The 24,269-nt window shown below is 62.9% G+C and carries 24 protein-coding genes; 7 read left to right on the top strand and 17 right to left on the bottom strand.

What is annotated here, in order from left to right:
* Nucleotides 1–159: 159 nt before the first annotated feature.
* The gene (locus tag NCG91_RS03445) at nucleotides 160–2,496 is read left to right on the top strand and encodes a M28 family metallopeptidase (RefSeq protein WP_251348578.1); all 2,337 of its coding nucleotides are present in this window, start codon (nucleotides 160–162) and stop codon (nucleotides 2,494–2,496) included.
* Between the two features lie 15 nt (nucleotides 2,497–2,511).
* On the opposite strand, the gene NCG91_RS03440 is transcribed toward NCG91_RS03445, so the two are convergent.
* Nucleotides 2,512–2,766, bottom strand: coding sequence for a nucleotidyltransferase family protein (locus NCG91_RS03440; protein ID WP_251348577.1), 255 nt, complete (start codon nucleotides 2,764–2,766; stop codon nucleotides 2,512–2,514).
* A 20-nt stretch (nucleotides 2,767–2,786) separates the two neighbouring features.
* Nucleotides 2,787–3,572 (bottom strand): DNA/RNA non-specific endonuclease, encoded by a 786-nt coding sequence (locus NCG91_RS03435; RefSeq protein ID WP_099667845.1) that lies wholly within the window; start codon nucleotides 3,570–3,572, stop codon nucleotides 2,787–2,789.
* Between the two features lie 227 nt (nucleotides 3,573–3,799).
* Here NCG91_RS03435 and NCG91_RS03430 point away from each other — a divergent pair, with 227 nt between their 5' ends.
* Nucleotides 3,800–4,327 (top strand): SRPBCC family protein, encoded by a 528-nt coding sequence (locus tag NCG91_RS03430; protein WP_077404908.1) that lies wholly within the window; start codon nucleotides 3,800–3,802, stop codon nucleotides 4,325–4,327.
* Nucleotides 4,328–4,403: 76 nt separating this feature from the next.
* Here the strand turns inward: NCG91_RS03430 and NCG91_RS03425 are convergent, their stop codons facing one another.
* The 6 genes from NCG91_RS03425 to NCG91_RS03400 all read right to left on the bottom strand — a co-directional run bounded on the left by NCG91_RS03425 (nucleotide 4,404) and on the right by NCG91_RS03400 (nucleotide 11,448).
* A complete protein-coding gene (locus NCG91_RS03425) occupies nucleotides 4,404–5,417 on the bottom strand; it encodes a response regulator (RefSeq protein WP_251348576.1) in 1,014 nt (337 codons plus the stop codon).
* A complete protein-coding gene (locus NCG91_RS03420) occupies nucleotides 5,410–6,507 on the bottom strand; it encodes a hybrid sensor histidine kinase/response regulator (RefSeq protein ID WP_251348575.1) in 1,098 nt (365 codons plus the stop codon). Before NCG91_RS03420 ends, NCG91_RS03425 begins: the two co-directional genes overlap by 8 nt.
* 1 nt (nucleotide 6,508) lies before the next feature.
* Nucleotides 6,509–7,852, bottom strand: a complete 1,344-nt coding sequence (locus NCG91_RS03415) for a sensor histidine kinase (protein WP_034785939.1) — start codon at nucleotides 7,850–7,852, stop codon at nucleotides 6,509–6,511.
* Entirely contained in the window at nucleotides 7,852–9,246 is a 1,395-nt protein-coding gene (locus NCG91_RS03410) for a class I SAM-dependent methyltransferase (protein WP_077404919.1), read from the bottom strand. The genes NCG91_RS03415 and NCG91_RS03410 overlap by 1 nt, the downstream gene beginning before the upstream one ends.
* Nucleotides 9,247–9,520: 274 nt before the next feature.
* The gene (locus NCG91_RS03405; protein WP_251348574.1) at nucleotides 9,521–10,546 is read right to left on the bottom strand and encodes an AraC family transcriptional regulator; all 1,026 of its coding nucleotides are present in this window, start codon (nucleotides 10,544–10,546) and stop codon (nucleotides 9,521–9,523) included.
* On the bottom strand, nucleotides 10,546–11,448 hold the full coding sequence (locus NCG91_RS03400) for a GGDEF domain-containing protein (RefSeq protein ID WP_251348573.1): 903 nt from the start codon (nucleotides 11,446–11,448) through the stop codon (nucleotides 10,546–10,548). Before NCG91_RS03400 ends, NCG91_RS03405 begins: the two co-directional genes overlap by 1 nt.
* 306 nt (nucleotides 11,449–11,754) lie before the next feature.
* On the opposite strand from NCG91_RS03400, the gene NCG91_RS03395 reads away from it, so the two are divergent.
* Nucleotides 11,755–14,292, top strand: a complete 2,538-nt coding sequence (locus tag NCG91_RS03395) for a TonB-dependent receptor (protein ID WP_251348572.1) — start codon at nucleotides 11,755–11,757, stop codon at nucleotides 14,290–14,292.
* A 17-nt stretch (nucleotides 14,293–14,309) separates the two neighbouring features.
* Nucleotides 14,310–16,169 (top strand): phytase, encoded by a 1,860-nt coding sequence (locus NCG91_RS03390; protein ID WP_251348571.1) that lies wholly within the window; start codon nucleotides 14,310–14,312, stop codon nucleotides 16,167–16,169.
* 76 nt (nucleotides 16,170–16,245) lie between these two features.
* Here NCG91_RS03390 and NCG91_RS03385 read toward each other — a convergent pair whose 3' ends face one another.
* The 4 genes from NCG91_RS03385 to NCG91_RS03370 form a co-directional block, all read right to left on the bottom strand.
* Nucleotides 16,246–16,659 carry a hypothetical protein gene (locus NCG91_RS03385; protein WP_176375718.1) on the bottom strand — a complete coding sequence of 138 codons (414 nt, stop codon included), beginning with the start codon at nucleotides 16,657–16,659 and terminating at the stop codon, nucleotides 16,246–16,248.
* A 650-nt stretch (nucleotides 16,660–17,309) separates the two neighbouring features.
* Nucleotides 17,310–17,567, bottom strand: a complete 258-nt coding sequence (locus NCG91_RS03380; protein ID WP_251348570.1) for a hypothetical protein — start codon at nucleotides 17,565–17,567, stop codon at nucleotides 17,310–17,312.
* 54 nt (nucleotides 17,568–17,621) lie between these two features.
* On the bottom strand, nucleotides 17,622–17,825 hold the full coding sequence (locus NCG91_RS03375; RefSeq protein ID WP_034785556.1) for a hypothetical protein: 204 nt from the start codon (nucleotides 17,823–17,825) through the stop codon (nucleotides 17,622–17,624).
* Between the two features lie 66 nt (nucleotides 17,826–17,891).
* Nucleotides 17,892–18,086 (bottom strand): KTSC domain-containing protein, encoded by a 195-nt coding sequence (locus tag NCG91_RS03370; RefSeq protein ID WP_257217325.1) that lies wholly within the window; start codon nucleotides 18,084–18,086, stop codon nucleotides 17,892–17,894.
* Nucleotides 18,087–18,318: 232 nt separating this feature from the next.
* Between NCG91_RS03370 and NCG91_RS03365 the strand changes: the two genes are divergently transcribed.
* Together NCG91_RS03365 and NCG91_RS03360 are read left to right on the top strand one after the other, a co-directional pair.
* Nucleotides 18,319–19,197 carry an EamA family transporter gene (locus NCG91_RS03365; protein WP_251348569.1) on the top strand — a complete coding sequence of 293 codons (879 nt, stop codon included), beginning with the start codon at nucleotides 18,319–18,321 and terminating at the stop codon, nucleotides 19,195–19,197.
* Between the two features lie 148 nt (nucleotides 19,198–19,345).
* Complete coding sequence (locus tag NCG91_RS03360; protein WP_251348568.1) at nucleotides 19,346–19,753, top strand: c-type cytochrome; 408 nt, start codon at nucleotides 19,346–19,348, stop codon at nucleotides 19,751–19,753.
* Between the two features lie 72 nt (nucleotides 19,754–19,825).
* Here NCG91_RS03360 and NCG91_RS03355 read toward each other — a convergent pair whose 3' ends face one another.
* Both NCG91_RS03355 and NCG91_RS03350 read right to left on the bottom strand, forming a co-directional pair.
* Complete coding sequence (locus NCG91_RS03355) at nucleotides 19,826–20,176, bottom strand: hypothetical protein (RefSeq protein WP_251348567.1); 351 nt, start codon at nucleotides 20,174–20,176, stop codon at nucleotides 19,826–19,828.
* 12 nt (nucleotides 20,177–20,188) lie between these two features.
* Nucleotides 20,189–20,452 (bottom strand): DUF378 domain-containing protein, encoded by a 264-nt coding sequence (locus NCG91_RS03350; protein ID WP_218963720.1) that lies wholly within the window; start codon nucleotides 20,450–20,452, stop codon nucleotides 20,189–20,191.
* A 321-nt stretch (nucleotides 20,453–20,773) separates the two neighbouring features.
* On the opposite strand from NCG91_RS03350, the gene NCG91_RS03345 reads away from it, so the two are divergent.
* A complete protein-coding gene (locus NCG91_RS03345) occupies nucleotides 20,774–22,162 on the top strand; it encodes a methyl-accepting chemotaxis protein (protein WP_251348566.1) in 1,389 nt (462 codons plus the stop codon).
* Between the two features lie 35 nt (nucleotides 22,163–22,197).
* Here NCG91_RS03345 and NCG91_RS03340 read toward each other — a convergent pair whose 3' ends face one another.
* The 3 genes from NCG91_RS03340 to NCG91_RS03330 are packed head-to-tail and all read right to left on the bottom strand — an operon-like array spanning nucleotide 22,198 to nucleotide 24,259.
* The gene (locus tag NCG91_RS03340; RefSeq protein ID WP_070279761.1) at nucleotides 22,198–22,722 is read right to left on the bottom strand and encodes a GNAT family N-acetyltransferase; all 525 of its coding nucleotides are present in this window, start codon (nucleotides 22,720–22,722) and stop codon (nucleotides 22,198–22,200) included.
* A gap of 7 nt (nucleotides 22,723–22,729) precedes the next feature.
* Nucleotides 22,730–23,302: a helix-turn-helix domain-containing protein gene (locus NCG91_RS03335; protein WP_251348565.1), complete on the bottom strand. Its 573-nt coding sequence runs from the start codon at nucleotides 23,300–23,302 to the stop codon at nucleotides 22,730–22,732.
* Between the two features lie 54 nt (nucleotides 23,303–23,356).
* Nucleotides 23,357–24,259 carry a LysR family transcriptional regulator gene (locus NCG91_RS03330; RefSeq protein WP_034786119.1) on the bottom strand — a complete coding sequence of 301 codons (903 nt, stop codon included), beginning with the start codon at nucleotides 24,257–24,259 and terminating at the stop codon, nucleotides 23,357–23,359.
* Nucleotides 24,260–24,269 lie beyond the last annotated feature (10 nt).

The following is a 24,269-nucleotide window of genomic DNA, read 5'->3' as shown; positions in this document are numbered from 1 at the left end:
TGCAGCTTGCCGGATGGGGTTGGTCTGGCATTCGGCGCGGCCAAACCCGCCTTCATTCCGCAAATCCCGGCCTTGGTCGGAAAGTAGCATCTTGGCAATCTGGTTATCCCCATACTGTTTTTCGACTCTTCCCGAGTGAAAACCATGACAAGGACAACCATGCACCTGTTCCATCCCCACCTTTACGCCACCTGCTTCCTCGCCGCTGCCGCGCTGCCGGGCGCCCTGTACGCGCAAGCGCCGGCCCTCGCCGGACAGTGGCAATTCCAGACGGCGACGGGCACGACCACGACGAATGGCGTCGAGGTCGACCTGATCGACACGGGCATCCTCGACATCAGCGAAGAGCAAGGCGGCTTGCGCGCGACGATCGCGTGGCTCGACGAACGGGGCCAGCTCACGCCGCCCCGCACGGTCAGCGGCACGGCAGGCCCCGCCGGCGCCGTCTTCCGGCATGGAGGCAAGCGCGTCAGCACGGGGCGCAACGGCAAGGAGATCAGCACCGACGTGACGATACGCTGGACCCTGCAAGCCAAGGGCAACGTGCTGAGCGGCGAGCGCCTGGTCGAAACCGATGAGAACGAACCCAAGCCCGTGAGCGGCACGCGGCTCACGGAACGCTATGTGCCGCCCACGCTGCCGGCCACACCGCCAGCGGCAAGCGGCGCCGCGCGCGGCCCTTCCACGCCGGCCGAGCGCGCGCGCGTGGTGCGGATGGCGAACGAGGCGCAGCGCGATCCCCTGGCCGTGCAACAGCGCGACGGCGCCTGGCTGGGCGCATGGATAGAAGCGATTCCCGACTTCACCTTACCGGCCAGCGCGCTGGAAAACTGGCTCTCCATCGCCGGCCGGCCGGCCATCCGCGAGGCAACGGTCTTTCAATACCTGGCCAGCGCGATGGCCTTCCAGATCGAACACCCGGAGCAGGCTGGGCAGCAGAGCGCCAGCGACCTGGCGGCCATGCAGGGCGTGCTGCGCGCCTACGAAACCCTGTTGCGCCAGAATAAGCTGAACCGTTCCGCGAAGCTGGATGCGGCGCTGGCGGCGCGCCGGCAAGACAGGCTGCCCGCCTTCCTCGCCACACTGTCCGGCAGAAATGCCGGCATCGACGCCGCCACGTCGCCGTCCAACGACGCCACGGCGCGCCGGATCGTGGCGCTGGGCACCGGCGAGCCGCGCGCGATGGACTGGCTCGACATCCTCAGCAACCGCTTCGGCGGCCGCATGGCCGGCAGCGACGCCTACACGCATGCGGCGCAATGGGCGCGCATGCAACTGCGGCAATGGGGCGTGCAAGCGGAGCTGGAAGAAGCGGGCCAGATGCCCGTCGGCTTCAACCGCGGCCCGTGGTCGGGCAAGATGCTGGCGCCCGAGGAACAGCCGCTGCGCCTGGCGACGCCCACCTATTCGGCCGGCACGCGCGGCGTGCAACGGGGCCTGGCCATGATGGGACCGGCCACCCTGGAAGAGGCGCAGGCGCGCGCCGCGCAATTCAAGGGCAAATGGGTGCTGATCGGCGGTGAAAACGGGGGCGGCGGGCGCGATGGCAGCACCATCCACCAGCCCAGGGCCATCACCCGCGTGCTGCTGCAGGCGGGCGCCCTCGGCACCATCCAGTCCGGCGAAGAACCGCTGTATGCCGCCAGCGCCGCGCCCGCCGCGTGGGCAGCCCTGCCGACCTTGCCCGACATCAAGCTGGCCGCGCCTCAGTACGCCGACATCCGCCAGCGCCTGGCGCGCGGCGAAGCCGTCACCCTGGAGTTTGACGTCCGCAACTGGTTCTATCCGGGCCCGGTGACGTATCACAACGTCGTCGCCCGCATTCCGGGCACGGAAAAGCCGGAGGAAATCGTGCTGATCGGCGCCCACCTAGACAGCTATGACGGCGGCACGGGCGCGGCCGACAATGGCGGCGGCGTGGCCACAATGCTCGAAGCGATGCGCCTCCTGGCGCTATCCGGGGCGAAGCCGCGCCGCACCATCATGCTGGTGGCCTTCGGCGCGGAGGAAATCGGCCGCAAGGGATCGTTCGCGTTCGCCGAGCGGCATGCGGGGCAATTGGAGCATATCGTCATGATGCTCAACCGCGACGGGCGGCCCGGCGCCATCGACGGCATCGCCATTCCCTCGGCCTGGAAGAGCGTGTTTGGCCGGGTCGAGCTGGCCCTGCAAGACATCCACCCCGTGTTCGGCTTCGCCGCCAGCATCAATGACGTGCCGCGCGACGCCAGCAAGGCGATGAGCGCGCGGGCAGGCAGCGATGACGCCGTCTTCAGCCTGCATGGCGTGCCGACGCCGAAATTTACCGTGCTCGGCGACTTCGACTATGCGCGCGTGCATCACACGGTGCTCGACACCTACGACAACGTGCAGCCTTTCAGCGCGGCGCAGCAATACTCGGCCATCGCCATCGCCTTGACCGCGTATGAAGTGGCGAACGCGCCGGAAGAGATCAACAGGAAAGGCTACTATCGCGCCGCCAAGGCGGCGCCGTAGACGTCCCCGCCAGCGTCACTCGAAGGGATTGGCCACCGACGTCACTTCGGGCGGCGGCAGCTGGTCGGGCAATTCCTGCTTTTCCAGTTGCGCCACCACGTCGCCCAGCAGTTTTTGCAGCTGTTTCGCCAGCGCCAGGCCCGGCTTGTCCAGGGTCAGGTCGATGTCGCCGCTGATGCTGATGCGGTCGATCCTGTTTTCGATGCTCAGGCTGCCGATCTCCAGCACATCGCTTTCATTGGCGTACGGGACGAATTTCTTTGCGCACATGGGATTTCCTCTCAAAGGGATTATTTTTTCGACTTGCTATTGATCTTGGGCAAACTCAGCATGCGCAACTTTTGCTGGCGCGTCAGCGACGGTAACAGATCGATGCCTATCCTGTCTTCCAGTTGCGCAATGCTCAGCACTTCATACGCCTTGGTATCGACGTTTTCAATGAAGTAGGCGGCGCCGGCGCGCTGGCGCGGGCTGTACACGGCCTTGTACAGATGGCTGGGCACAATGACTCTTCCCACCTTGCGCAGGTTGCCGCCAATGAAAGCCGGACCCGTGATCACGTACAGGTCGCCCTCCTTCTTCGCCATCTTGCGCACGGCGCCCTCGATGCCGGCCCACACATAGCGGTTGTTGCGCGCATCCTGCGGCACCATGTTGGCCAGGGTAAAGCTGTCGCGCTGGCTCTGGCGGTCCGGCATGTCGCCGTTCGGCGCCATGTGGCCACGGTCGAAGCCGCTGCGCGCATAATCGGCCAGCTCGGCGCGCTGGGCGGCGGGCAGCTTGCGCTCGGCATGGAAGGAATTTTCGCGCGACAAGTCCTGCGCCGCTTCCAGGTTGTTCGCCGTCAAGTGTTCAGCCGACCACAGCGGCGTGCGCGTAATCCCCGAATGCATCACGCCAAACACGTTGTAGCACAGCTCCCTGGTTGCCACGTCCAGCTTGGGGTTGGTGATTTCCGGCTTGCGGCCATCGACGTAGTGGGCGGGACAGGCATCGGCATGCGCCAGGTTCGCGGCAAAGGCGGAAGCCAGCAAGCCGCACGCCAGGGTCAGCCTGGCGATCGATCGTTGAAACATATTTCCCTCTGAAATCTTTGCAGGCCAGCATTCTAGCGGACGGCGGCCCTCGCCACAAACCGGCACAAACCTGGCGTGCGCGGCGGCGAACGGGCGTGCAGGCGGGCGTGCGGGCGGCCCTGTGCAGAGCTGGCGCAAATAAAGGCCAACAGGCCGCGCACAGCCATTCATATCTGCTAAGATTGCCTTGATTCGTTCGCATCGACCATTCAAGATTTGGAGAGCATATGATCAAAAAAACCCTGCTGCTGATCGTTGTCGTCGTCGCCGCCATCCTCGGCTATGCCACCACCAAACCCGACACCTTCAGTGTCCAGCGCGAAATCACCATCAAGGCACCGCCCGAGAAAATCGCCGCCCTGATCACGGACTTCCACTACTGGGCCGCCTGGTCGCCGTGGGAAAAGCTCGATCCGGCCATGCGCCGCACGTTTACGGGCCCCGCCAATGGCCTGGGCGCGCAATATGCGTGGACGGGTAATGACAAGGTGGGCGCCGGCCGCATGGAAATCACGGAAGCGGCTCAGCCCGAACGCACCGTCATCAAGCTGGACTTCCTCAAGCCGTTCGAAAGCCATAACACCACCACGTTTGCCATGACACAAGAAGGCGACAGCACCAAGGTAAACTGGACCATGACAGGCCCCAGCCCTTACGTGAGCAAGGTCATGACGGTCTTCGTCAGCATGGATACCATGATCGGCAAGGATTTCGAGAAGGGCTTGAACAACCTGAAGGCGGCGGCAGAGCGCTAAGCCTTTTCCGTCGCGATGAAAAACAGGGCCGCGCGGCCCTGTTGTCGTTGGCGCCGCCCCTTGCGGGGCAGCCGGCTCAGAACTGCTCGATCCAGGCCGCCAGGTGGTCCGGCGTGAGCGCCGGTTCAGCCTGCACCACCTTGCCCTGCAAGCCCATTTCCGTTTTACTCAGCTGCAAGGACCAGCCGCGCCGCGCCAGCCACAGCAAGCTGGCCAGCCAGAACGAGTGAATGGCCGAGACGGGCGTGGTGGTGGGCGTTTCCAGGAATTCCGTCAGCAGGCGGCCATCGAGGAACAGCGCCGTGCCGCCCTGGTTTTGCAGCGCCGCGCCGAACACGGGCAGCAGCATGTCGATCGCCTGTTCCACGCCGCGCCCCGGATGCTCGCGCTCGAGCGTGTCGAGCTGCTGGCGCACGGCGGCGGCAAAGGCCGTGCCGCGGAAGGCTTCTGAACTGACCAGGTCGGCATAATCCATCAACAACCAGTCCGGCTCCGGCGGCGTGACGCCGGCCGTCAGGGCCGCCGACAAATACGCTTCCACGGGCAGCTGCTGTTCCGGACCGGCCAGGCTGGCGCACAACGCGTACAGGCTGCCGATGCGGTTGGCGACGGCTTGCCGCTGGCGCACCATCAGCTTTTCGCGCAGCAATTGGGCGTGCTCGTTGCGCAGCCGCGCCAGTTCCAGCGCCTGCTTGAGTTCCATGCGCAGGGCCGCGATATCCCACGGCTTCTGGATGTAGCGGTGGATCTGCCCCTGGTTGACGGCTTCCACCGTGTGCTCAAGCTCGGAATACGCGGTGGTCAGGATGCGCACGATGTGCGGATGGCGGTCCCAGGCGTACGACAGCAGCTCGTTGCCATAGGCGCCCGGCATGCGCTGGTCCGACACCAGCACGGCGATGCGGTCGGCCTGCTCGTCCAGGATGCGCTTGCCCTCCTCGACCGAGGTCGCCGTCAGCACGTCGGCCAGCGGCGCGATGGCGCGCTGGAAGTATTTGAGGGCGTTGGCCTCGTCATCGACATAGAGTATCGTCGGCAAGCCTTGCGCCGGCTCACGCTGAGCCGGTAAACGCAGATTGGCGTCAATCATGCTCGTTCCTTATATGTACTGGAAAATTCAGGGTTACCGTGGTGGAAGTGCCAAACTCGGTGGCGATGTCGAGATTGCCGCCGAACGACTGCATCATGCGGTGGCAAAACACCATGCCCCAGCCCTTGCCTTCGTCGCCGTTGGCACTGACGGGGTCGATCAACAGCTGTTCGACGATCTCGGGGGCGATGCCGGCGCCATTGTCGCGCACCTTGATGCGGCCGGCGTCGATGCGGATGCCGATCGCCGGATGAGCCTGCTCACCGGCCGAGCGCAAGGCATTCGCCAGCACGGACGATAAAATCAGCGCGACGCAATTGGGGGACTCGGCAATGGAGAAATCGTCGCCCACGTCCACCGTGATGGCGGCGCGCTGGGCCGTGCTCAAGGGATAGCTGTCGAGCAAGGCGGCCAGCAGCTGGCGCGCGCTGCCGGCGCGGCGTCCGCCCTGCATGCCCGGCCCGGCACTGGCCAGGCGCACCGTGTCGATAAAGCTGGCCAGGACGGACAGGCAATAGCGCGCATTGTCGTGCATCAAGGCGGCTGCTTCGCCGATCTCGGCCTGCGGGGCCGCGTCCGCCTGCGCGCGCCGCGCGATGCCGCGCGCAAAATTGGCGATGGCCGCCAGCGGGGTGTTCAATTCATGCGCGAGGAAAGCCAGCGATTCCTCCATCGCCACCAGGCCCTGGCGGCGCGCGGCGCGCTCGCGTCCCGTCTGCACAGCCAGTTGCAGCGCCGTTTGCATGGCGGGCAAGTCGAGCGGCTTTTCCAGCAAGCGGAACACCGCGCCGCCGTTGATCAGTTCGAGCAGCACATCCTTGTCCGCATACGCGGTCACCAGCATGCAGACGATGTGCGGATAGCGCTGCGCCACTTCCTGCAGCAATTCGCTGCCCAGGCGGTCCGGCATGCGGTAATCGGTGACGAGCACGTCGATCTGGCCGGCGTCGTCATGCAGCAGAGCGAGCGCCGCATCGACGCTCTGCGCCGTCAGCACGCGGTAGCGGGGACCGACGGCGCGCTCGAAATACTTGCAGGCGAGCGCTTCATCGTCCACGTACAGCACGCTGGCGCGGCTATCGTTATCCATGCTAGCGGCCCTCCCAATCGGAGCGCTGCAAGTCGAAATTCATGCTGGCCCACACGCCCAGCTCGCTTTCGGCGCTGAGGGTGCCGCCGTGGCGCTCGATCACGCCATAGCTGATGCTCAGTCCCAGGCCCAGGCCCTGCCCCACTTCGCGCGTGGTAAAGAACGGTTCGAACACGCGCGCCAGGTTTTCCGGCGCGATGCCAGGGCCGTTGTCGCGCACGCTGATGCGCAGGCGGTTCTCGTCCCAGTGGGCCGTGATGCGGATCTCGAACGGCGGCGCATTGCCCTTGCGCATGGACAGCACGGCATTGCCCAGCAAGTTGATCAGCACGCCCACGATGGCCGCCTCGTCGCCGCGCACCAGGGTGTCGACGGGCAAGTCGTGGCTGATGCTGACATTTTTCGTTTCATGCCCCACCAGGCGGATGGCCGCGTCGAGCGCGCTGCGGAACTGGAAATGCCCCGTTTCCAGCTGGTTGCCGCTCTTGCGGTAGGCAAAGGTCTTCAAGTCGGACACGATGTGCTGCACGCGCAGCATGCCCTGCTTGGCGTCGGCCAGGCATTCGCTGACCAGTGCGCTTTGCTGGGCGGCAGGGTCTTCGATGGCCACCTCGATGGCCATCATGCAGAAATTCACGGGGTTATTGACTTCATGCAGCATGCCGGCGGCCAGGGTGCCGATGGCGGCCATTTTCTCCTGCTGCAGCATCTGCCCCTTGATATCGGCCAGGCTCTTGTTGGTTTCTTCCAGCTGCGTGTTCTTTTGCGCCACTTCCGCCTTCAGCTGGAACAGCATGAAGCGGGCGCGCTCATTAAAATAGGTAAATACGGCGCTGATGCTGGCCGACATGATGAGGAACAGGCAGTTGACGACAAACGTGCCCGGCAAGTCGAAGCCGCCCGCATGCCAGGCGCAGGCGGCCACGTACAGCAGGCAGGAGATGGCGCCGAAGACCATGTTTTGCCACAGGCCGAAAGCCAGCACGATGCCCGACGAATAGATGGCCAGGGTCATGCCCACATAATAGATCGAGGTGGCGCCTTCCGTGACGGCGATCATCCAGGCGATCATGATTTGCGGCAGGATCAGCCAGACAAACGTCAGGCCCTGGATACGGTCTTGCGCCCAGCGCGTGCGCATGGCCAGCACGACACAGAAGATCAGCACGGACACGACGATGCGCGCACTGGTAAACGCCGATTGCTTGTCCGGGTACAGGGCCGAATCGAGGCCCATGCCCAGCAGGATCAAGACGATGCCCGTGTAGGCCCCGCCGCGGCTGAATTCCAGGCGGAAGTCGCGCAAAACGGCCGTATAGCCGGCGTGCAGGCCTGGAGTATCCATCAAGGAATGCTCACTTCCGCGAACACATTCACGCCCGTGGCGTCGACATAGATTTTCGGGTCCGTTGCATGTTCGGGCAGCAAGGCCGACAGGCCCGCCTCATTGCGATAGATCAAATGCCATTCCAGCAAATGCTCCATGCCGAACTTGCCCGGATTATCCGCGTGCACATTCGTCACCAGCAGACGCCCGCCGGGACCCACGCGCGAGGCGAAGTGCATCAGCAGGCGCGCGCACACCTTGTCGGACAGATAGTCGAACAGGCCGGCGCAATACACGGCGTCGAAACTGCCGGGCAAGCCCGTGATACCGGCGCCATGGCGGCGCTTGAGCAGGTTGTGCACGGAATCGTGCACATAATCGATCTCGACCACTCTTCCCGTGCGCTGCATGATGGTCGTCAGCCGCGCGCGCGTCCAGTCCAGGGTCTCGCTGCTGAAGTCGACCAGTTCGAAGGCCAGCCACTGCGCGTCCGGGCACGTTTCCAGGAAGCGCTGCACCTCGATGGCCGGGCCGCAGCCCACGTTGAGCACTTTATACACGCGCCCGGCAGCGCGCGCCGCGGCCGCTTTCTGCGACAGGAATTCCGTCAGGATATCGATGCGGTTGCGGTGCGCCGTGGCTACGGCCGCCTGCAGGAAGGCCGCATTGACGATCTGAAAGTACGTGCTCGGCCCCTGGCGCGGGTCGTCCAGCAGCTGGTTCACCATCTGGTAATCGCCCGCGTAACCGAGCGGCTTGGTAAACGTGCGGAAGACGAACGGCGCGCGCAGGATCAATGGATGCAGCGCCGCCTGGGCGAAGGCGCGGTGCGCGGGCGCCCGCTCTTCCTCGACGAGCGACGCTTCCACTTCCAGCTGGCGCAGATACAGCTGGGTCTGCTCCATCAGCGGCAAGGCCAGTTCGTCGAAGATATCGGGGCGCAGCCGGCCGTTTTCCTTGGGCAGCGAGTCGGACAAGTCGACTTGCTCGACCCAGCGCGACACTTCCGACAGGAAGGCGCGCATTTCGTTGACGACGATCTGGTAATCGCGGCGGATGCGGAAACGCTCGCCCCAGCCGGCAACAAAGGCGCTGGACTCCTTCTGCACGGCGCCCTTGACCACCACCACGTCGCTCAGCTCGCGCCACTCGTCGATCAGGGTCACGGAAACGATGGCGGTCAGGCCCGTGTTGACGCTGCTGATGACGACGGCCTTGCCCACGTAGGCGTTTTTCGCCCCCATGCGCACCGTCACGTCATTGAGCACCTCGCTGACCTGCACAATCGAGTATGGATTATAGATTTCCATGACCAGCGAATTGCGCTGCAAGTTGAAAATCGTGCCGCGCACCGCCTCACCCTGGGTGTTGCGGAAACTGACGACTGGATCGATCTGCGATTGTGAATACACGATTGAGCATTATCAAGTTGCCCGGTTTCCGGCGCACCCCACGGGTGACGCCAGTTTCCAGGCTGGGTTAAGGCACGGCACACCGGTCGTCTGCCGCCGGCACCGCCATCAGGATGACGGTATTGCGGCGTCGCGTGACGCCGTGCCGGAGCGCCTCAAAGCGCGTCTGTTCGCTCTCTGATCGAGTGTACTATGGATGTAGCAGAACGGGCAATTGTTCCCGCAGGAACGACTGTCCGTGGCGCTGGCGCGCAACGCCGCGTGCGGAACGTCTTTAACCAGCAACAAACAAGGCCAGTGCGTGACGCAATAACTGCGGCGTTTGCCCCGTCCAGCGCTTGAACGAGCGGCGGAAGTTGGTGGCATCATGAAAGCCAAGGTAGGCGGCCACGGCATCGTTGTCGTAGCCATGCGCCTGAAACAGATAGATCGCCTTGTGCGCGCGCACCTGGTCCAGCTCGGCCTGGAAATGTGTGCCATGGCGCGCCAGGTGGCGTTTCAGGGTGGCGGGACTGACGCCGAATTCCTGCGCCGTGCGCTCCAAGGTCGGCGCGCAGCGGATATTGGCCAGCAGGTAATCGTACAGCGCGCCGAGCAGGCTCACTGCCGGCGCGGGCGCCAGGGCCGCCGCCCGCAAGGCCAGCGCGGCCGCCGTGGCATTGCCGCGCGGCCAGGGTTTGTCGAGCCAGCTGGAATCGATGAGCATGGCGTCGACCTGGCAATCGAAACGCAGCGCCTGGCCCAGGTGCACCTCATGCTGCTCGACGTGGCGGGGCCGCGCGCGGTTAAAGCAGAAGCGCCACGGCAGGGACTGCCCGGCCAGCCAGCGGCACATGGCCGCCAGTGCCGTCATGTGCATTTCCACCAAAAAAGGCAGCTGGCTGGGCGCGCCGAATGCATCGACCCAATACAGCACGTGCATGTCGCCCGCTTCGCGCAAACGCGGCTGCAGCAGCGGACACAGCAAGGTATGAAAACCGCACAGGATGCCCAGCGCCTGGCGCAGATTCTGCGCCTGCAGCAAGGCATGGCTGGCGGCGCCGTAATGGCCGGGCAGCATTTGCTGGCCCAGCATGAAGCTGGTGTCGGCACTGTCCAGGCCGCGCGCCACGTTGGCCAGCAATTGCAGGTATTGCGCGGCGCTGACCTGGCTTTCCTCGGACGGCAGCGCGCCGCCATCGAGACCCGTGCCCTTGAGCAGCGGCGCCACGGCCAGTTCCCGGCTGCGCGCGTAATCGAGCACCAGCGCCGGCTGGTGATGGGCCGCGATGCTGGGGTCGCCTTGCTGGTTCAGCGGCATCAGGCAGGCGCGGCGGAACTGATTCCGGCACCGGAGCGCGGCGTTTCCACGGCCCGGCTCAACTCGGCCAAGACCACTTCCGGCACGCCATCGGTCAGCGAGCAGGCATGCCGCAGGCTCAGGCGGATTTCGCGGTTATCGTTGGCGTGGTGGCGCATCTGCCCCACCATGGCGCACAGGTGGCGCGCCTTCACGGCCGCATCTTCGCGCGACACGCCCGGCATCAGGACGGCAAAGCGGTCGCCCGCATAGCGGCACAGCAAATCGTCATTGCGCAAGTTCAGCAGCAGCATGTGGCCCACAGCTTGCAGCACGCGGTCGCCTTCGCGGTGGCCGTATTCGCGGTTAATCAGGTGAAAGCTGTCGATATCGAGCAAGACCAGCGCGCAATCGAGGCCGGGCCGGCGCTCCTGCTCCAGGCGCATCTGCGTGCGCAGGTAGCTGGCGTCGGCCAGTTGCGTGATACGGTCGAAGGCGCGATGGTCGCGGAACAGGCGTTCGCGCTTTTGCAGGTGTTCATTTAACCTGAACTGTTCCTGGCGCCAGTAATACATGCCGATCGTCAGCACCAACATGCCAAACGGAATCAAGGCTTCCAGCCAGTTATCCCACACGGCGCTCTTATCGACGGCAAAGAATTCATCGAGGCAATCGGCCCAGGACCCCAGCATGATGGCGCACAGGCCGCCCGCGATCAGGCGCGTCACCAGCCCGCGGGGTCGGCTACTGAGGGTAAACAAGAACCAGATGCCCGCCATGACGGCCGTGCCGCCTTCGCAGACGATATCCATCCACTTCCAGATGGCAAACGGTTTAAGCTGCCCCAGTGTGGCATACAGGAACAAGAACAGGGGCAACGCGAGCGCGGCGGCAATCAGGCTGTTACGGTGCAACGGCAGCATGTGGGAAACCTTTAAAAGTGGTGCTGTCGCCACGATAGCGCCCGCCCATGACGGCACGATGACATGCCCCGCGCCCGTGCGGCAGGTGCAAACGGCTCATCATTAGCAGTGCCGCTGGTGCGGATTTGGCAAGCCGCATCCCATGCGCCCCGCGCTGGCAGGTCATTTCAGCTCATGGCAGCGCCATTCCAGCCGGAAAGCGTTCGCATGCCGTTGTTTTCAGGGTGGCAAGCCCTTGCCTGTCACGCAACCGTCATATTTGCTGCCTAGAATCCGCCCGGTTCCTTCCCCCTAACCGAGCTCTTCATGAAAACCATGCACACATCGTTTCCCTCCCCGCTGCGCCTCACGGCCCTGGCCCTCGGCATCATGGCCGTCTTCAGCGGCCAAAGCCATGCGCAAGCGCAAGATGCGGACGGCCAGCCGGCCGCCACCGTGGTCGTCAGCGGCCAGCGCGCCAGCCTGCGCAACGCCATCGCCGCGCAAGAGAAAGCCGACAACATCATCAGCGTCATCAGCAGCGACGATATCGGCGGCTTGCCCGACAAAAACGCGGCCGAGGCGCTGGCCCGCTTGCCGGGCGTGTCCGTGCAGCGCGACCAGGGCGAAGGCCGCTACATCACGGTGCGCGGCCTGGGTCCTGACCTGAACGCCGTCACCATCAACGGCGCGCTGGTGCCGTCGCCGGAAGCGGGCCGCCGCGCCGTGGCGCTGGACATCCTGCCAGCCGGCCTGATCCGCACCTTGGAAGTATCGAAGACCTTGCTGCCGGAAATGGATGCCAACTCGCTGGGCGCCACCGTCGAGGTGAAATCGCTGTCCGCCTTCGACTTGCCGGGCAAGCTGCTGTCGGCCAACGTGGGCGCCAGCTACGATGAAAAGACGGGCAAAACCAGCCCCAGCGGCGGCGCCCTGTGGGCCCAGCGCTTCCTAGACGGCAAACTGGGCGTAGCCGCCGGCCTGAGCGCGGAAAAGCGCTCGTTCGGCTCGGACGACGTGGAAACGGGCGGCGCCTGGAGCAAGGGTAAATTGTCGGGCCTGGAATTGCGCGACTACCTGCCCGTGCGCAAGCGCGGCGCACTGGCCGTCAACCTCGATTACCGTCCCGAAACGGGCAACAGCTGGTTCCTGCGCTCCTTCGTCAGCGAATTTTCCGACGATGAAGTGCGCGACCGCCTGACCATCAGCAATATCGCGGGCGGCAGCCTGGCCGAAGGAGCCACGGCCAGCGCACGCGCCGAGCGCCGCATCCGCCAGCGCAAGTACACGCAGCAAGTGCGCTCCTTAGTCCTGGGCACGCAGCAAAAATCGGGCGACTGGACGCTGGACGTGAAAGGCGGCATGAGCCGCGCCACGGAAGACACGCCGGAGTCGCTGAACGACGGCCGTTTCCGCGGCACCAGCAATTTCGCCGGTATCAGCTTCACGGACACGCAGGAACCGAAATTGAGCGGCCCCGCCTCGCTGTACGACCCGGCCAGCTACGCGCTCAACGCCATCACCCTGCAAAGGCGCTACTCGAAGGACAATGAGCACCACGCGCGCATCGACCTGGCCCGCAAGTTCGACATCGCCACCCTGAAGTTCGGCGCAAAAGTCAGCCGCCGCGAAAAAACCAATGACACGGATCAATGGGCGTACAACAGCAGCAAGGCTTCCAGCGGCAATTACTGGGGCGCAGGCTCCACCTCGATGAGCAACTTCGTGCAAGGCCACAATCTCGACTACGACCTGGGCAACATCGGCGTGGCGCTGGACCCGGCCCTCATCCGCGCCCGCGTGGCGGGACTGGACCGCGCCAAGGCGCGCCTGGCCACCGAGTCCATCATCAATGACTACCGCATGCATGAAGACATCAACGCCATGTATGTGCAGAACAGCTATGACTTCGACGCCTGGCACATCCTCGGCGGCGTGCGCGCCGAGCGCACCAGTTTCGAGGCGGCCGGCTCGCAAGTGGACAGCGCCGGCGTCGCCACGGCCTTGACGCGCGAACGCTCGTACACCAACTGGCTGCCAAACCTGCAAACCCGTTATGACCTGGATCAAAAGACCAGCGTGCGGGCCGCCTGGACGCAAGCCGTCGTACGCGCCAACTTCAGCCAGCTGGCGCCGGGCATCAGCCTGGCCAGCAACACGGAAGCCGTGATCGGCAACCCGGATTTGAAGCCCTTGAAGGCAAACAACCTGGACCTCGGTATCGAGAGAGTCCTGGGCAACGACGGCGTGATGTCAGCCTACGGCTTCTACAAGGACATCAAGAATTTTACCTACACGACGAACCTGGCCGGCACGGGACAGTGGGCCGGCTACACGACGGCCACCTCGTATGCGAATGGCGACGCGGCCAAAGTAAAGGGCATCGAACTGGCCTACATGCAGCCGCTGCGCATGCTGCCGGCGCCATTCAATAAATTCCTCGTCGGCGTCAACGGCACCCTGAGCACCTCGAGCGCGCAAATCGGCCGCTTCGACAAGGCCAGCAACAAGCAGATGAACCGCGACATCCGCCTGCCGGGCCAGTCGAACCAGGTGATGAACTTGATGCTGGGCTATGAAACGGGGCCCGTGAGCGCCCGCCTGGCCCTCAACTACAAATCGCCTTACCTGCTGGAAATGGGCGGCGACATCCTCGACCAAAGCCAGGACCATATCGTCGCCAGCCAGAAGCAGCTCGATTTCTCGCTGTCGTACCAGATCAATAAACAGTTCCAGCTGATGTTTGAGGCGGCTAACCTGAACAACGAAAAATACTATGTCTACCAGGGCACGAAGCAATACAACGTGCAGAACGAACAATATGGCCGCACTTTCAAAGTGAGCCTGAAAGCCAGCGCCTTCTGATGATGATTTCCAATAACATGAAAAAAACCGTACTCCGCAGCGCCTTGCTGGCTGCTTTTTCTTTCAGCAATCTGGCGCTGGCTGTTCCCGCCGTTGCTTTACCTTCTTTAATGCAGGAAGCGGAAGAACTGGCGCGCCTGCCCGGCGGCGGCTGGCTGACCCTGGACAAGCACGGCTTGCACCTGTTCGATCCTGCGAGCAAGGAACAGGACCGCATCGCCGTGCGCGCCAAGCAGCTCGACACGCGCATCGATGGCAACAAGGTGCTGGCCGTGTTCCTGGAAGCGGACACGCAGCGCCCGCTGCCCGTGTCCGTGGATGTGCAGGCCGGCAAGCTGGTCAAGCTGGCGCCGTTTCCCATCCCGACGTTTTCCGTGGAAGCGTCCTGCCTGTACCGCGACGCCCAGCAGCTAGCCCATCTGTTCTTGATCGGCAAGGATGGGCAAGCGGAACAGTGGGTGATGCAGGGCGAACAGCGCAGCCTGGTGCGCAAACTGGCCTTGCCGCCGCACGCCAAGCATTGCCGGGTCGACGATGGCGCCCAGCGCCTGCTGGTAAGCGAGGCCAACATGGGCGTCTGGGCGTATGACGCCGAGTCCGAAGGCATGGGCAAGCGCGAAGTGGTCGCCCTGCGCAAGCCGTACGGCCAGCTGGACGGCGGCGCCGGTGCGCTGGCCGTGCTGCCGGGCGGCGTGGCAGTACTCGACGGCAAGGCGGAAAAGCTGCACCTGTTCGCCCATCAGGAAAGTCAATGGACGGCCATGTCACCGCAAGCCGTCGCCTTGAACGTGCGCAAGGGCGACAGCCAGCTGGCACTCAATGGAAATTCGTTGATGTTACGCGGCAAGAATGGTTGGCAGGCGCGGCCCTTGAAATGGGCTGGCCAGGCGGAAACGCAGCCTGCGGTGGCCATCATCGCCCCGCAAGCGCAGACGGAACCGATGGCGCGCCAGGGCGACGCGGCCGACGATCCTGCCATCTGGCTGTCCAGCAACCCCGCCAACGCACGCATCCTCGGCACCAACAAGAAACAGGGGCTGCTCGTCTACGACTTGCAAGGCAAGCAGACACAGCTGCTGGAAGTGGGCCGCCTGAACAACGTCGACGTGCGGCAGAACATCAGTCTTGGCGGCAGCAAGGTCGACCTGGCCGTGGCTACCCAGCGCGACGACAACAGCATGATGCTGTTCACCATCAATGCCAGCGGCGACGTGGCGGAAGCGGGCCGCTTCCCTACGGGATTGAAAAGCATCTACGGCATGTGCTTGTACCAGCCGGCCAGCGGCGGCGTGCAAGCATTCATCAACGACAAGGACGGCACTTTCCAGCAGTACAGTATCGGCCTGGAAGGCAACAAGTTCAGCGCCACCCGCTTGCGCAGCTTCAAGGTTGCCACGCAACCGGAAGGCTGCGTGGCCGACGACGCCAACGCCCGCTTGTTCCTGGGCGAGGAAACGCGCGGCATCTGGACCACCTCGGCCGACGCCGCCAAGCCGGATGCCCTCACCATGGTCTTGCCCGTGGGCACACAATTGAAGGCCGACGTGGAAGGCATGGCCATCTACCGCCAGCCTGGCGCCAAAGCCAACACGGGCTACCTGATCGTCTCCAGCCAGGGCGACAGCAGCTACGTGGTGCTCGACGCGCAAGCCCCCTACAAGGTGCGCGGGCGCTTCAAGGTGGGCTTCAACTTGCCCGCCGGCATAGACGGCACCTCGGAAACGGACGGCCTCGACGTTACCTCCGCCAACCTGGGCGGCGCGTATGCGCAAGGCATGCTGGTGATCCAGGACGGCTACAAGCGCTTGCCGGACGGACCGCAGAACTTCAAGTATGTGGCGTGGGGGGATGTGGCGAAGGCGTTGAAGCTGGAATAATCAGGCGGGGCCGGCCCGGCCGGGGGAATGCGCCTCAATGGGGCGCATTCCGATCCCGAGGAGCCCGGCCCCGATACTATCTGCGCGGCATATCGATATGAAATGGCAGGCGCTTGCTGCACAAGTCCACCATGCCCGACACGGCTAGTCGATCCGCCGACAATTCAATGATGTTGACAGCCGACACGTCACCATATTCCATCATATAGATACCCGATTCCTCTGCCTCGGGATGCATATCCAGCATCCCGATCGAAAACGCTCCTCCCTGCCCTTCCGGTATGCGCAAGCCATGCAGGAAAAAGGCAGGCGGATACAACGCCCACGACCATTCCGCATCCTCCGGCTCGGTCAAGCGCATAAACACCTCATCGTCGCCATGGATATCGATATTCAGCTCCAGCATGCCGCTGCCATGAGCTTCCAGACTAATGTTTGATTTCGCTACATTCACTTCAAAATTGGTGTTGCCGATACTAAAAACAGTCATTCAATACTTCTCCTGAGTTACAAGCAAATAGACGGTGCGATAAACAGCAAGAAATGCAGGATTGCCGTATCTTCACCATATTAATTTAACTATTATCAATGCGCACAGCAATGGCATTAAACTTTACCACCTTTAATAATGCCAATGAATGCAAGAAAGAGGCGTTTACTCTGTAAAACAGGTAAAACTTGTAATGTCCGCTTCCGCCCCAAACCGGACATCGGCAAATCCGAACTTGATTTTACGGACCCTGCAGTTACCATGTGCTGACTGGAGTTCGATACGGCTCTCGCGAAACGTCTTCCCCGTTTTTGTACGCGTACCAGTTGCCCCAACTACGGTGGGGATGAATTTGCAGGTAGTCCTCGCTAAGTTCCATGGTCATTGGTAGTGTGATGTCGTCTTTGTAGACGAATACATGAACAACATCACCAGGCGCTAAAACAATCTCTAGTGGAGTCAACTCCAGTGCCAACGTGATTGATCTCGACAGCTGGTTTTTGAAGTTAAAGATCGGGATGAAGTCTGGGGGGACATTAGTGGGTTCCATCATCATTGTGCTCCACAACTTGCAAGAAAATTTAGACGACCGCGAGAGGCCGCTTCGGGCCGAGTGCCGAAGTTCGCAAGCAAGCACGTCTTAAATGCACTCAAGACTTATATTCATCGAGTGGCCAGCCCTCTTTGAGTACAGCATCGTACAACCACATGATTAGTGGGTATGGTATTTCTAAACGATACGCGTTAAAGACGACGTAACCAAGCTCATCGTAAAAGAATGCCTCAGCCATTATGTCTCTCACGCCATCGGCAAGTTCTGACAGTTCAAGAAACACCCCGTCCCGAATCACATCACTGCCGAATAGCAGTTCGTATTGCCGACCTGCTATGCTGCGCAAATCACTCATTATTTCCCCTAGTTCGCCACGGGCGGCGAATGTCCGTTACTGGCCGAAAGCTGCTTAACGACCCAACGCCTGCCATAATAACTTTTCGAACCTTTCTTGCGCAAAGTAGAACTTCTCCCGCACTGCTATCCATTTCTCGATATCCTCGTAGGAAGGCTCAGCAATGGCCTGCAATTCATCCCAAGCATCATGATGAGCGTCTGCAGCAGTATTCGCCTCGTCTCGCGCATTGATTACAAATTCAGGTAACTGAGCCATACGATGTCCTTTCTCGATGGGAGGCTGCTTCTGGCCGATTGCCGACTCTTTTAGTCGAAATTCCGATTAGCATTGGTATCGGTCTTTGATGTGCTCATTGTAGTAAATACCCTTGGAGTAGGCACGCATGAACGCAGCATGCACATTTGGAGGTACTCGGCAAAAATCATAACTATGCCCCTGCTGGAATTGGATACGCATGCGAGCTGCTTGCTCGTCGTAACCAATTGCAACAATGGCGCTGGAATTTACCCGGACCATTTGCATGGCAGCTCCCGAAAGTGTTAAGACTCAAAATGGTAAAGGCGGTTCGATTAGGAGCGGCGACTTCTGACCATTCGTAAACAATTCCGCAACTGTAGCGTATTTTGCAACATGATATCGAAAAAGAAGCCGCGATGCACCAGTCATGTCAGCAACTACCTCGTTAAATTTCCTCGGCTTACCAATCTGCCAGCGACTGCCAGCCTCAGGCATATTAGAATACCGTCCCATGACCTCCCCCGCCTCGACCTCCGCCCTTCCCGACAGCATTTTGCTCCCGTCCCTGGCCGTACTGGGAGGGCAGATTTCCGTCAATCTGGGGGCGGCGATTGCGAAGAATCTGTTTCCTGTCATTGGCGTGGAAGGGATTACGGCGTACCGGGTGGGGTTTTCGGCGCTGATCCTGCTGGCCATCTTCCGGCCGTGGCGCTATCGCCTGACGCGCAAGGATATGCTGAACTTGCTGATCTACGGTTCCGTGCTGGGGTTGATGAATTTGCTGATTTACCGGGCGTTTGCGCTGATACCGATCGGTATCGCCGTCGCCATCGAGGTAACGGGGCCGCTGGCGGTGGCCATGCTGTCATCGCGGCGGCCCCGTGATTTGCTGGCGGTGGCGTGCGCCGTGTTCGGCTTGTATCTGCTGCTGCCCCTGCAAGGCAGTCCGGGCAGCCTGGACCCTGTCGGCGTGGCGTATGCGCTGGGGGCGGCGCTGTGCTGGGCGCTGTATATCATCTTCGGCAAGCGTGCCTCCACCTTGCAAGGCGGCCAGGCTGTGGCCTGGGGCATGACGGTGGCGGCCATGGTGACGGTGCCTATCGGCGTCGCATATTCGGGCACGGCCCTGCTGGCGCCATCGATTGCGCTGATGGGCCTGGCCATTGCCATGCTGTCCAGCGCCCTGCCGTATTCGCTGGAAATCTTTGCCCTTCGCCGTTTGCCGCAAGGCGTGTTCGGCATGTTCAGCAGCGCGGCGCCCGCCGTCAGCGCGCTGGCCGCCATGGCCGTGCTGGGAGAACTGCTGAGCCTGACCCAGTGGCTAGCCATCGCCTGCATCGTGTTTGCCTCGGCCATGGCGGCGCTGGGTGCACAGGGCGGCAAACGCTAGCGGCATTCAGCCATCCCGTATCGATCCTGCGCGCTTCCTGCAACCATTCCTGCGCCGCCTGGCATTGCTGCGCCGCTGACGGACAGGATTTGATGCCCGCCTGTAAAATGCGTCATTGCTTGCCATATCGCGCACTTCCGCCTCACCGATGACATCCACATTTCTTCTTCGCTGGTTCTCCCCTCTTGCCGCTGCAGCCCTGCTGCTGGCGCCCGCCGCCATGGTAAATGCGGCCGCTCCCGCCGCCTTGAAAGGCAATGCCGAAGCAGGCAAGGCTGCGTTTCGCAAGTGCGCGTCCTGCCACCAGGTGGGGCCTTCGGCGCGCGGCGGCTTCGGCCCCAAGCTGACGGGGGTGATCGGCCGCAAGGCTGGCGCCACCATCGACTATAAATACTCGGTAGCCATGAAGAACGCGAACATCGTCTGGACCGAACAAAATCTGGCCAGCTTCCTGCAAGCACCGAGCGACTTCATTCCTGGAAACAACATGCGCTTCTGGGGCATCGGCAATGCGCAGCAAGTGGCCGATCTGCTGGCCTACCTGCGCACGCAGTAATCGCGTGAAGTAAGCGGATGTAACCAGCGCGCATGCATGCACGCGCACACGGCATCAAGTCCTGACGCCAGATCAAGCTCCCAGCGCTTGCAGCACTCCCTTGCGCTTCTTGTGCGCCGCTTCATAGTCGCGCAGGCGACGCAACTGGGCGGCGGACAAACCGCCCAGCTTGTCGCGGATCTGCGCCACCGTCAGGTGCTGGTAGCCGGCGATGGGCAGATCTGACGCCGGTGCACCCGAGGCCGGGCTGCTGGCCTTTTTCCGCTTCGGTGCCTCCCGCGTTTCCCCCGCCTGCGCCCTTTGCTTGTTCACGATGCGCGCGGCGACCTCGTCCTCACGGCCCGGATAGCGCCCTTCCTGCTTGAACTCTTTTTCCAGTTGCCTGAATTCGCGTTCACGCTTGGGGCTGGCACCAACAGGCATGTGTCCTCCCGTCTAGGGCTTGGCCGGCAGCTTGCGCACGCACAGATAGATGGAATACAGCGCCGCCAGCCCCACCAGCACGTACACGCCGCGCGACGCCGTCGACATGGCACCGAGGATGCGGGCCACGATATCGATATCAAACAAGCCCACCAGCGCCCAGTTCAAGCCGCCCACGATCAGCAGGATCATCGAGATCCAGTCCACCACGTTCAGGCGCTTGGCCGACATTTCCTCCTTTGCCGCACCGTCCGATCCTGCCTGGATATTCGCCATGTCAGCCTCCTGTGAATAAGAAGAAAGACCCGCCGCCGGGTCCGTGCAAGGAACAGTGTAGGCGCGGCACCGCCATGCGCCAGTCGGACGATGCCGGGTATGGAGGTAGGATGCGTCTGCAATACGGCGGGTGATTTTATCTGGCAACATGCCATGCCGCTGTTGCTAAACAGGCATTGACTAATTCCAATATGGAAATATTTATAGATTACTTAGTACCGCGCTGCTACACTCATTTCACCCCGGCAACTTCAGGGGACAAGCGCCGCGTCATGCCGCAGGCATGGGAACCGGCCACCATGGGACAACAGCTGAGGGGACATGAATATTTCAAACATACGTATCGGTGTGCGCCTGACCACAGGCTTTTTGCTCACTTCGCTGTTACTGGCCGTGGTGGTGGTCATCAGCACATGGCAGCTATCGGCGGTAAGCGGGGAAATCGACAGCAGCGTGAACCAGCGCTATGCGCGCATCGCGCAATTGCAGGCCACGCGCAACAGCACGCAGGAACAGCCGGCCCTGCGGGAGCTCGACCAGCAGATCGCCACGCAGTCGGTGCAGATGCGCGCGGCGGCCGAGGCGGCCATGGCCCGCGCGCACGATACCAGCGTGCTGATCATCGCGCTGGGCCTGGTCGGCGGCGTGTTGAGCCTGGCCACAGCCTGGTTCATCAGCAGCGGCATCGTGCGGCCCTTGCGGCATGCAGTCAAAGTGGCGCGCAAGGTGGCTGGCGGCGACTTGAGCGAACATATCCGCGTCGATTCCCGCGATGAAGTGGGGCAACTGCTGCAGGCCCTGAAAGACATGAATGCCAGCTTGATCACGATCGTGGGCGAGGTGCGTGGCGGCACGCATGACATCGCGGGCGCCTCGGGAGAAATTGCCGCCGGCAACCTGGACTTGTCGCAGCGTACCCAAGCGCAAGCCAGCTCGCTGGAGCGCACGGCCGCGTCGATGGAAGAACTGACTGGCACCGTCAAGCAAAATGCCGATAACGCACGGCAAGCCAATCAGCTGGCGCAATCGGCCGCCGGCGTGGCAGGCAAAGGGGGGACGGTCGTGGCGCAAGTGGTCGATACCATGAGCTCGATCAACGCTTCCTCGAAAAAGATCGTTGACATCATCGGCGTCATCGACGCCATCGCCTTCCAGACGAATATCCTGGCCCTGAATGCCGCCGTGGAGGCGGCGCGGGCCGGAGAACAGGGGCGCGGTTTTGCCGTCGTGGCCGCTGAAGTGCGCACCCTGGCCCAGCGTTCTGCCGGCGCGGCAAAAGAAATCAAGCAGCTGATCGGCGACTCCGTCGAGCGGGTCGATGCAGGCGCGCGCCTGGTCGACACGGCCGGCGCCACCATGCGCGAGATCGTGGCCAGCGTGCACCGCGTTACGGACATCATGGGCGAGATCAGCATGGCCAGCGGCGAGCAATTGTCCGGCATCGAACAAGTCAATGCTGCCATCGTGCAGATGGAACAGGTGACGCAGCAAAATGCGGCCCTGGTGGAGCAGGCATCGACGGCGGCGGCCAGCATGCAGCAGCGCGCCACGCTACTGTCAGGCACGGTGGGCATCTTCAAGCTGAGCCGTGACCAGGTACCTGCCCAGGCCGCGCACGGCATCAGCCTGGTAGCCGGACAGGCTGCGCACGCCATTTCCGCGCCGGCAAACCTGCCTGCCACAAGCGTTAGAGCGCGGCTGAAAGCCTGAGTTCCCCCGGCCATCGCAGCGCCGCCATAGAATCGCTACAACTGCTTGTACATGATGGTGGTGGCGTCCAGCCGGTCGCCGGCCGGCGCCAGCGCATAGCCGGGGATGCTGCCGGCCACCACATAGCCGAGCGACAAGTACAGCGGTTCCGCGTGGTCGCTGCTGCGCGTATCCAGGGTCAGCAGGCTGCGCGGCAAGAGGCGCGCCTGTTCTTCCAGCGCCTGCATCAGCTGGCGCGCAAGGCCGCGCCGGCGGAAAGCGGGCGCGACCAGCAGCTTGCGCACTTCGGCCCGGTGTGCCTGGTTCGGATTGGTATCCCAGTCCAGCTGCACGGCGCCCGCCACCTGCCCGTCCACCTCAGCCACCAGCAACAGGCGCACGCCGCGCGTGACGGCCGGCAAGACGTTATCCGTCCAGAAGGCTTGGCTGGCCGCCGTGTCGAAGGGCAAGATAAAACCGATGCTGGCGCCGTCGTGCACGCAGTTTTGCAGCAAGGCCCCCAGTTCCGGCAAGCGGTCACGTATATCAGTGGATGAAAAATGGCGTAGCGATACGGGCATGGCGACCTCAGACAAGAAAGAGAAAATAGCGGGCGCCGCTGTCCGGCGGCGTCGTGAACGCGCTGGGCCCATGCAGCTGGTAGCGCAGGCAGTCGCCGGCCAGCAAATCATGGGAGCGGCCGTCGACGGTCACGTTCAGCTTGCCTTGCTGCAGCAACAAATGGTGTTCCATGCCGGGCCGGGGTGAGGCCGCGTAGGCGATCGTCACGCCAGCGCCCAGCTCGCATTCGAGCGCTTCGCCAGCCAGCGCGCGCGACGGGGGCGAAACGGAGCGGCGGATAAAGCCCGTGTCCGGGTCGCTCCACACGCTTTGCTCAGCCCGCAGCAGCAGGGGTGGAAAGTCGTCTTCCACCATGCGCAGCAGGCGCGACATGGCCAAGCCATACGCGGCGCACAGCTTGCCCAGCACGCTTGTAGTCGGGCTGACCTCGCCATTTTCCAGGCGTGACAGGGTGGCGCGGCTGACTTGGCTGGCAGTAGCCAGCTGGTCCAGCGACCAACCACGCTCCACGCGCAACTGCTTTAAACGGGCCGCCAGCCGCTGTTCCGTATCGCTTTCTACGAATGTTGAATTTTCCATATCTGAGAATTTATTCCCAATATGGAAAACAGTCAAGCTGTTTGCCTGATCCCGCTAGCCCGCCATGCGTGTGGCGTGGCGGCACAGCTCCAGGAAGCCGGCCAGGCGCGGGGAAAGGATTTTCCTGGACTGGCGGATCAGATAGAAATTGCGCTCCAGCGGCGGCAGCATGGTTTCCAGTTCTACCAGTTGCCCGCTGGCCAGCAAATCGGCCACGACGACGCGCGACAGGCAGGCGATGCCCAGCCCCGCCGCCGCGCCATATTTGATGGCTTCCGAATTGCTGAACTCGCCCGCAGCGCGCAGATAGTGCAGATACGGCACCAGCGCCTGCTCGACGGCTTCACGCGTGCCCGAGCCCGCTTCGCGCAGCAGCCAGCCCGCCTGGTTCAGCTCCGTAAAGCTGAGCAGATGGCGCAATTGCGCCAGCGGATGCGTGGGCGCGGCCACGATCAGCATCTGGTCCGTCAGCCACGGCTCCACCAGCAAGCCCGCTTCGTGGCACGGCCCTTCGATCAGGCCGATATCGACACGGAACTCCGCCACGGCGGCGGCGATGTCGGCCGTGTTGGCAATCGTCACTTGCGGAATGCTGCGCCCATATTGCTGCGCCGCGAGCGCCAGTATCTGCGGCAGCAAATAGATGCCGATCGTCGTGCTGGCGCCGATCTGCAGGCTGACGGGCACGGATGGGTCGGCGCCCGCGAACTGGCGCTCGATGCTGGCGGCCCCGTCACGCATCTGGCGCGCCTGCGGCAATAGCAGGCGGCCATTGTCGTTGAGCAGCAAACGCTTGCCCACACGGTCGAACAGTTGCGCTCCCAACAAGGCTTCCAGTTCATTCAGGGCCGCGCTGGTGGCCGATTGCGACAGCGCAATCAACTCGCCGGCCGCACTGGTGCTGCCCGTGTCCGCCACGGCGAGGAAAATCTGCAGTTGCCGCAAGGTCAACGCCATTTTATCTACC

The organism is Janthinobacterium kumbetense, assembly GCF_023703445.1.
GTDB classification, from domain to species: Bacteria; Pseudomonadota; Gammaproteobacteria; order Burkholderiales; family Burkholderiaceae_D; genus Janthinobacterium; species Janthinobacterium kumbetense.
The sequence above is the reverse complement of the archived record's forward strand: the minus strand, read 5'-3'. Positions and strand labels throughout refer to the sequence as shown.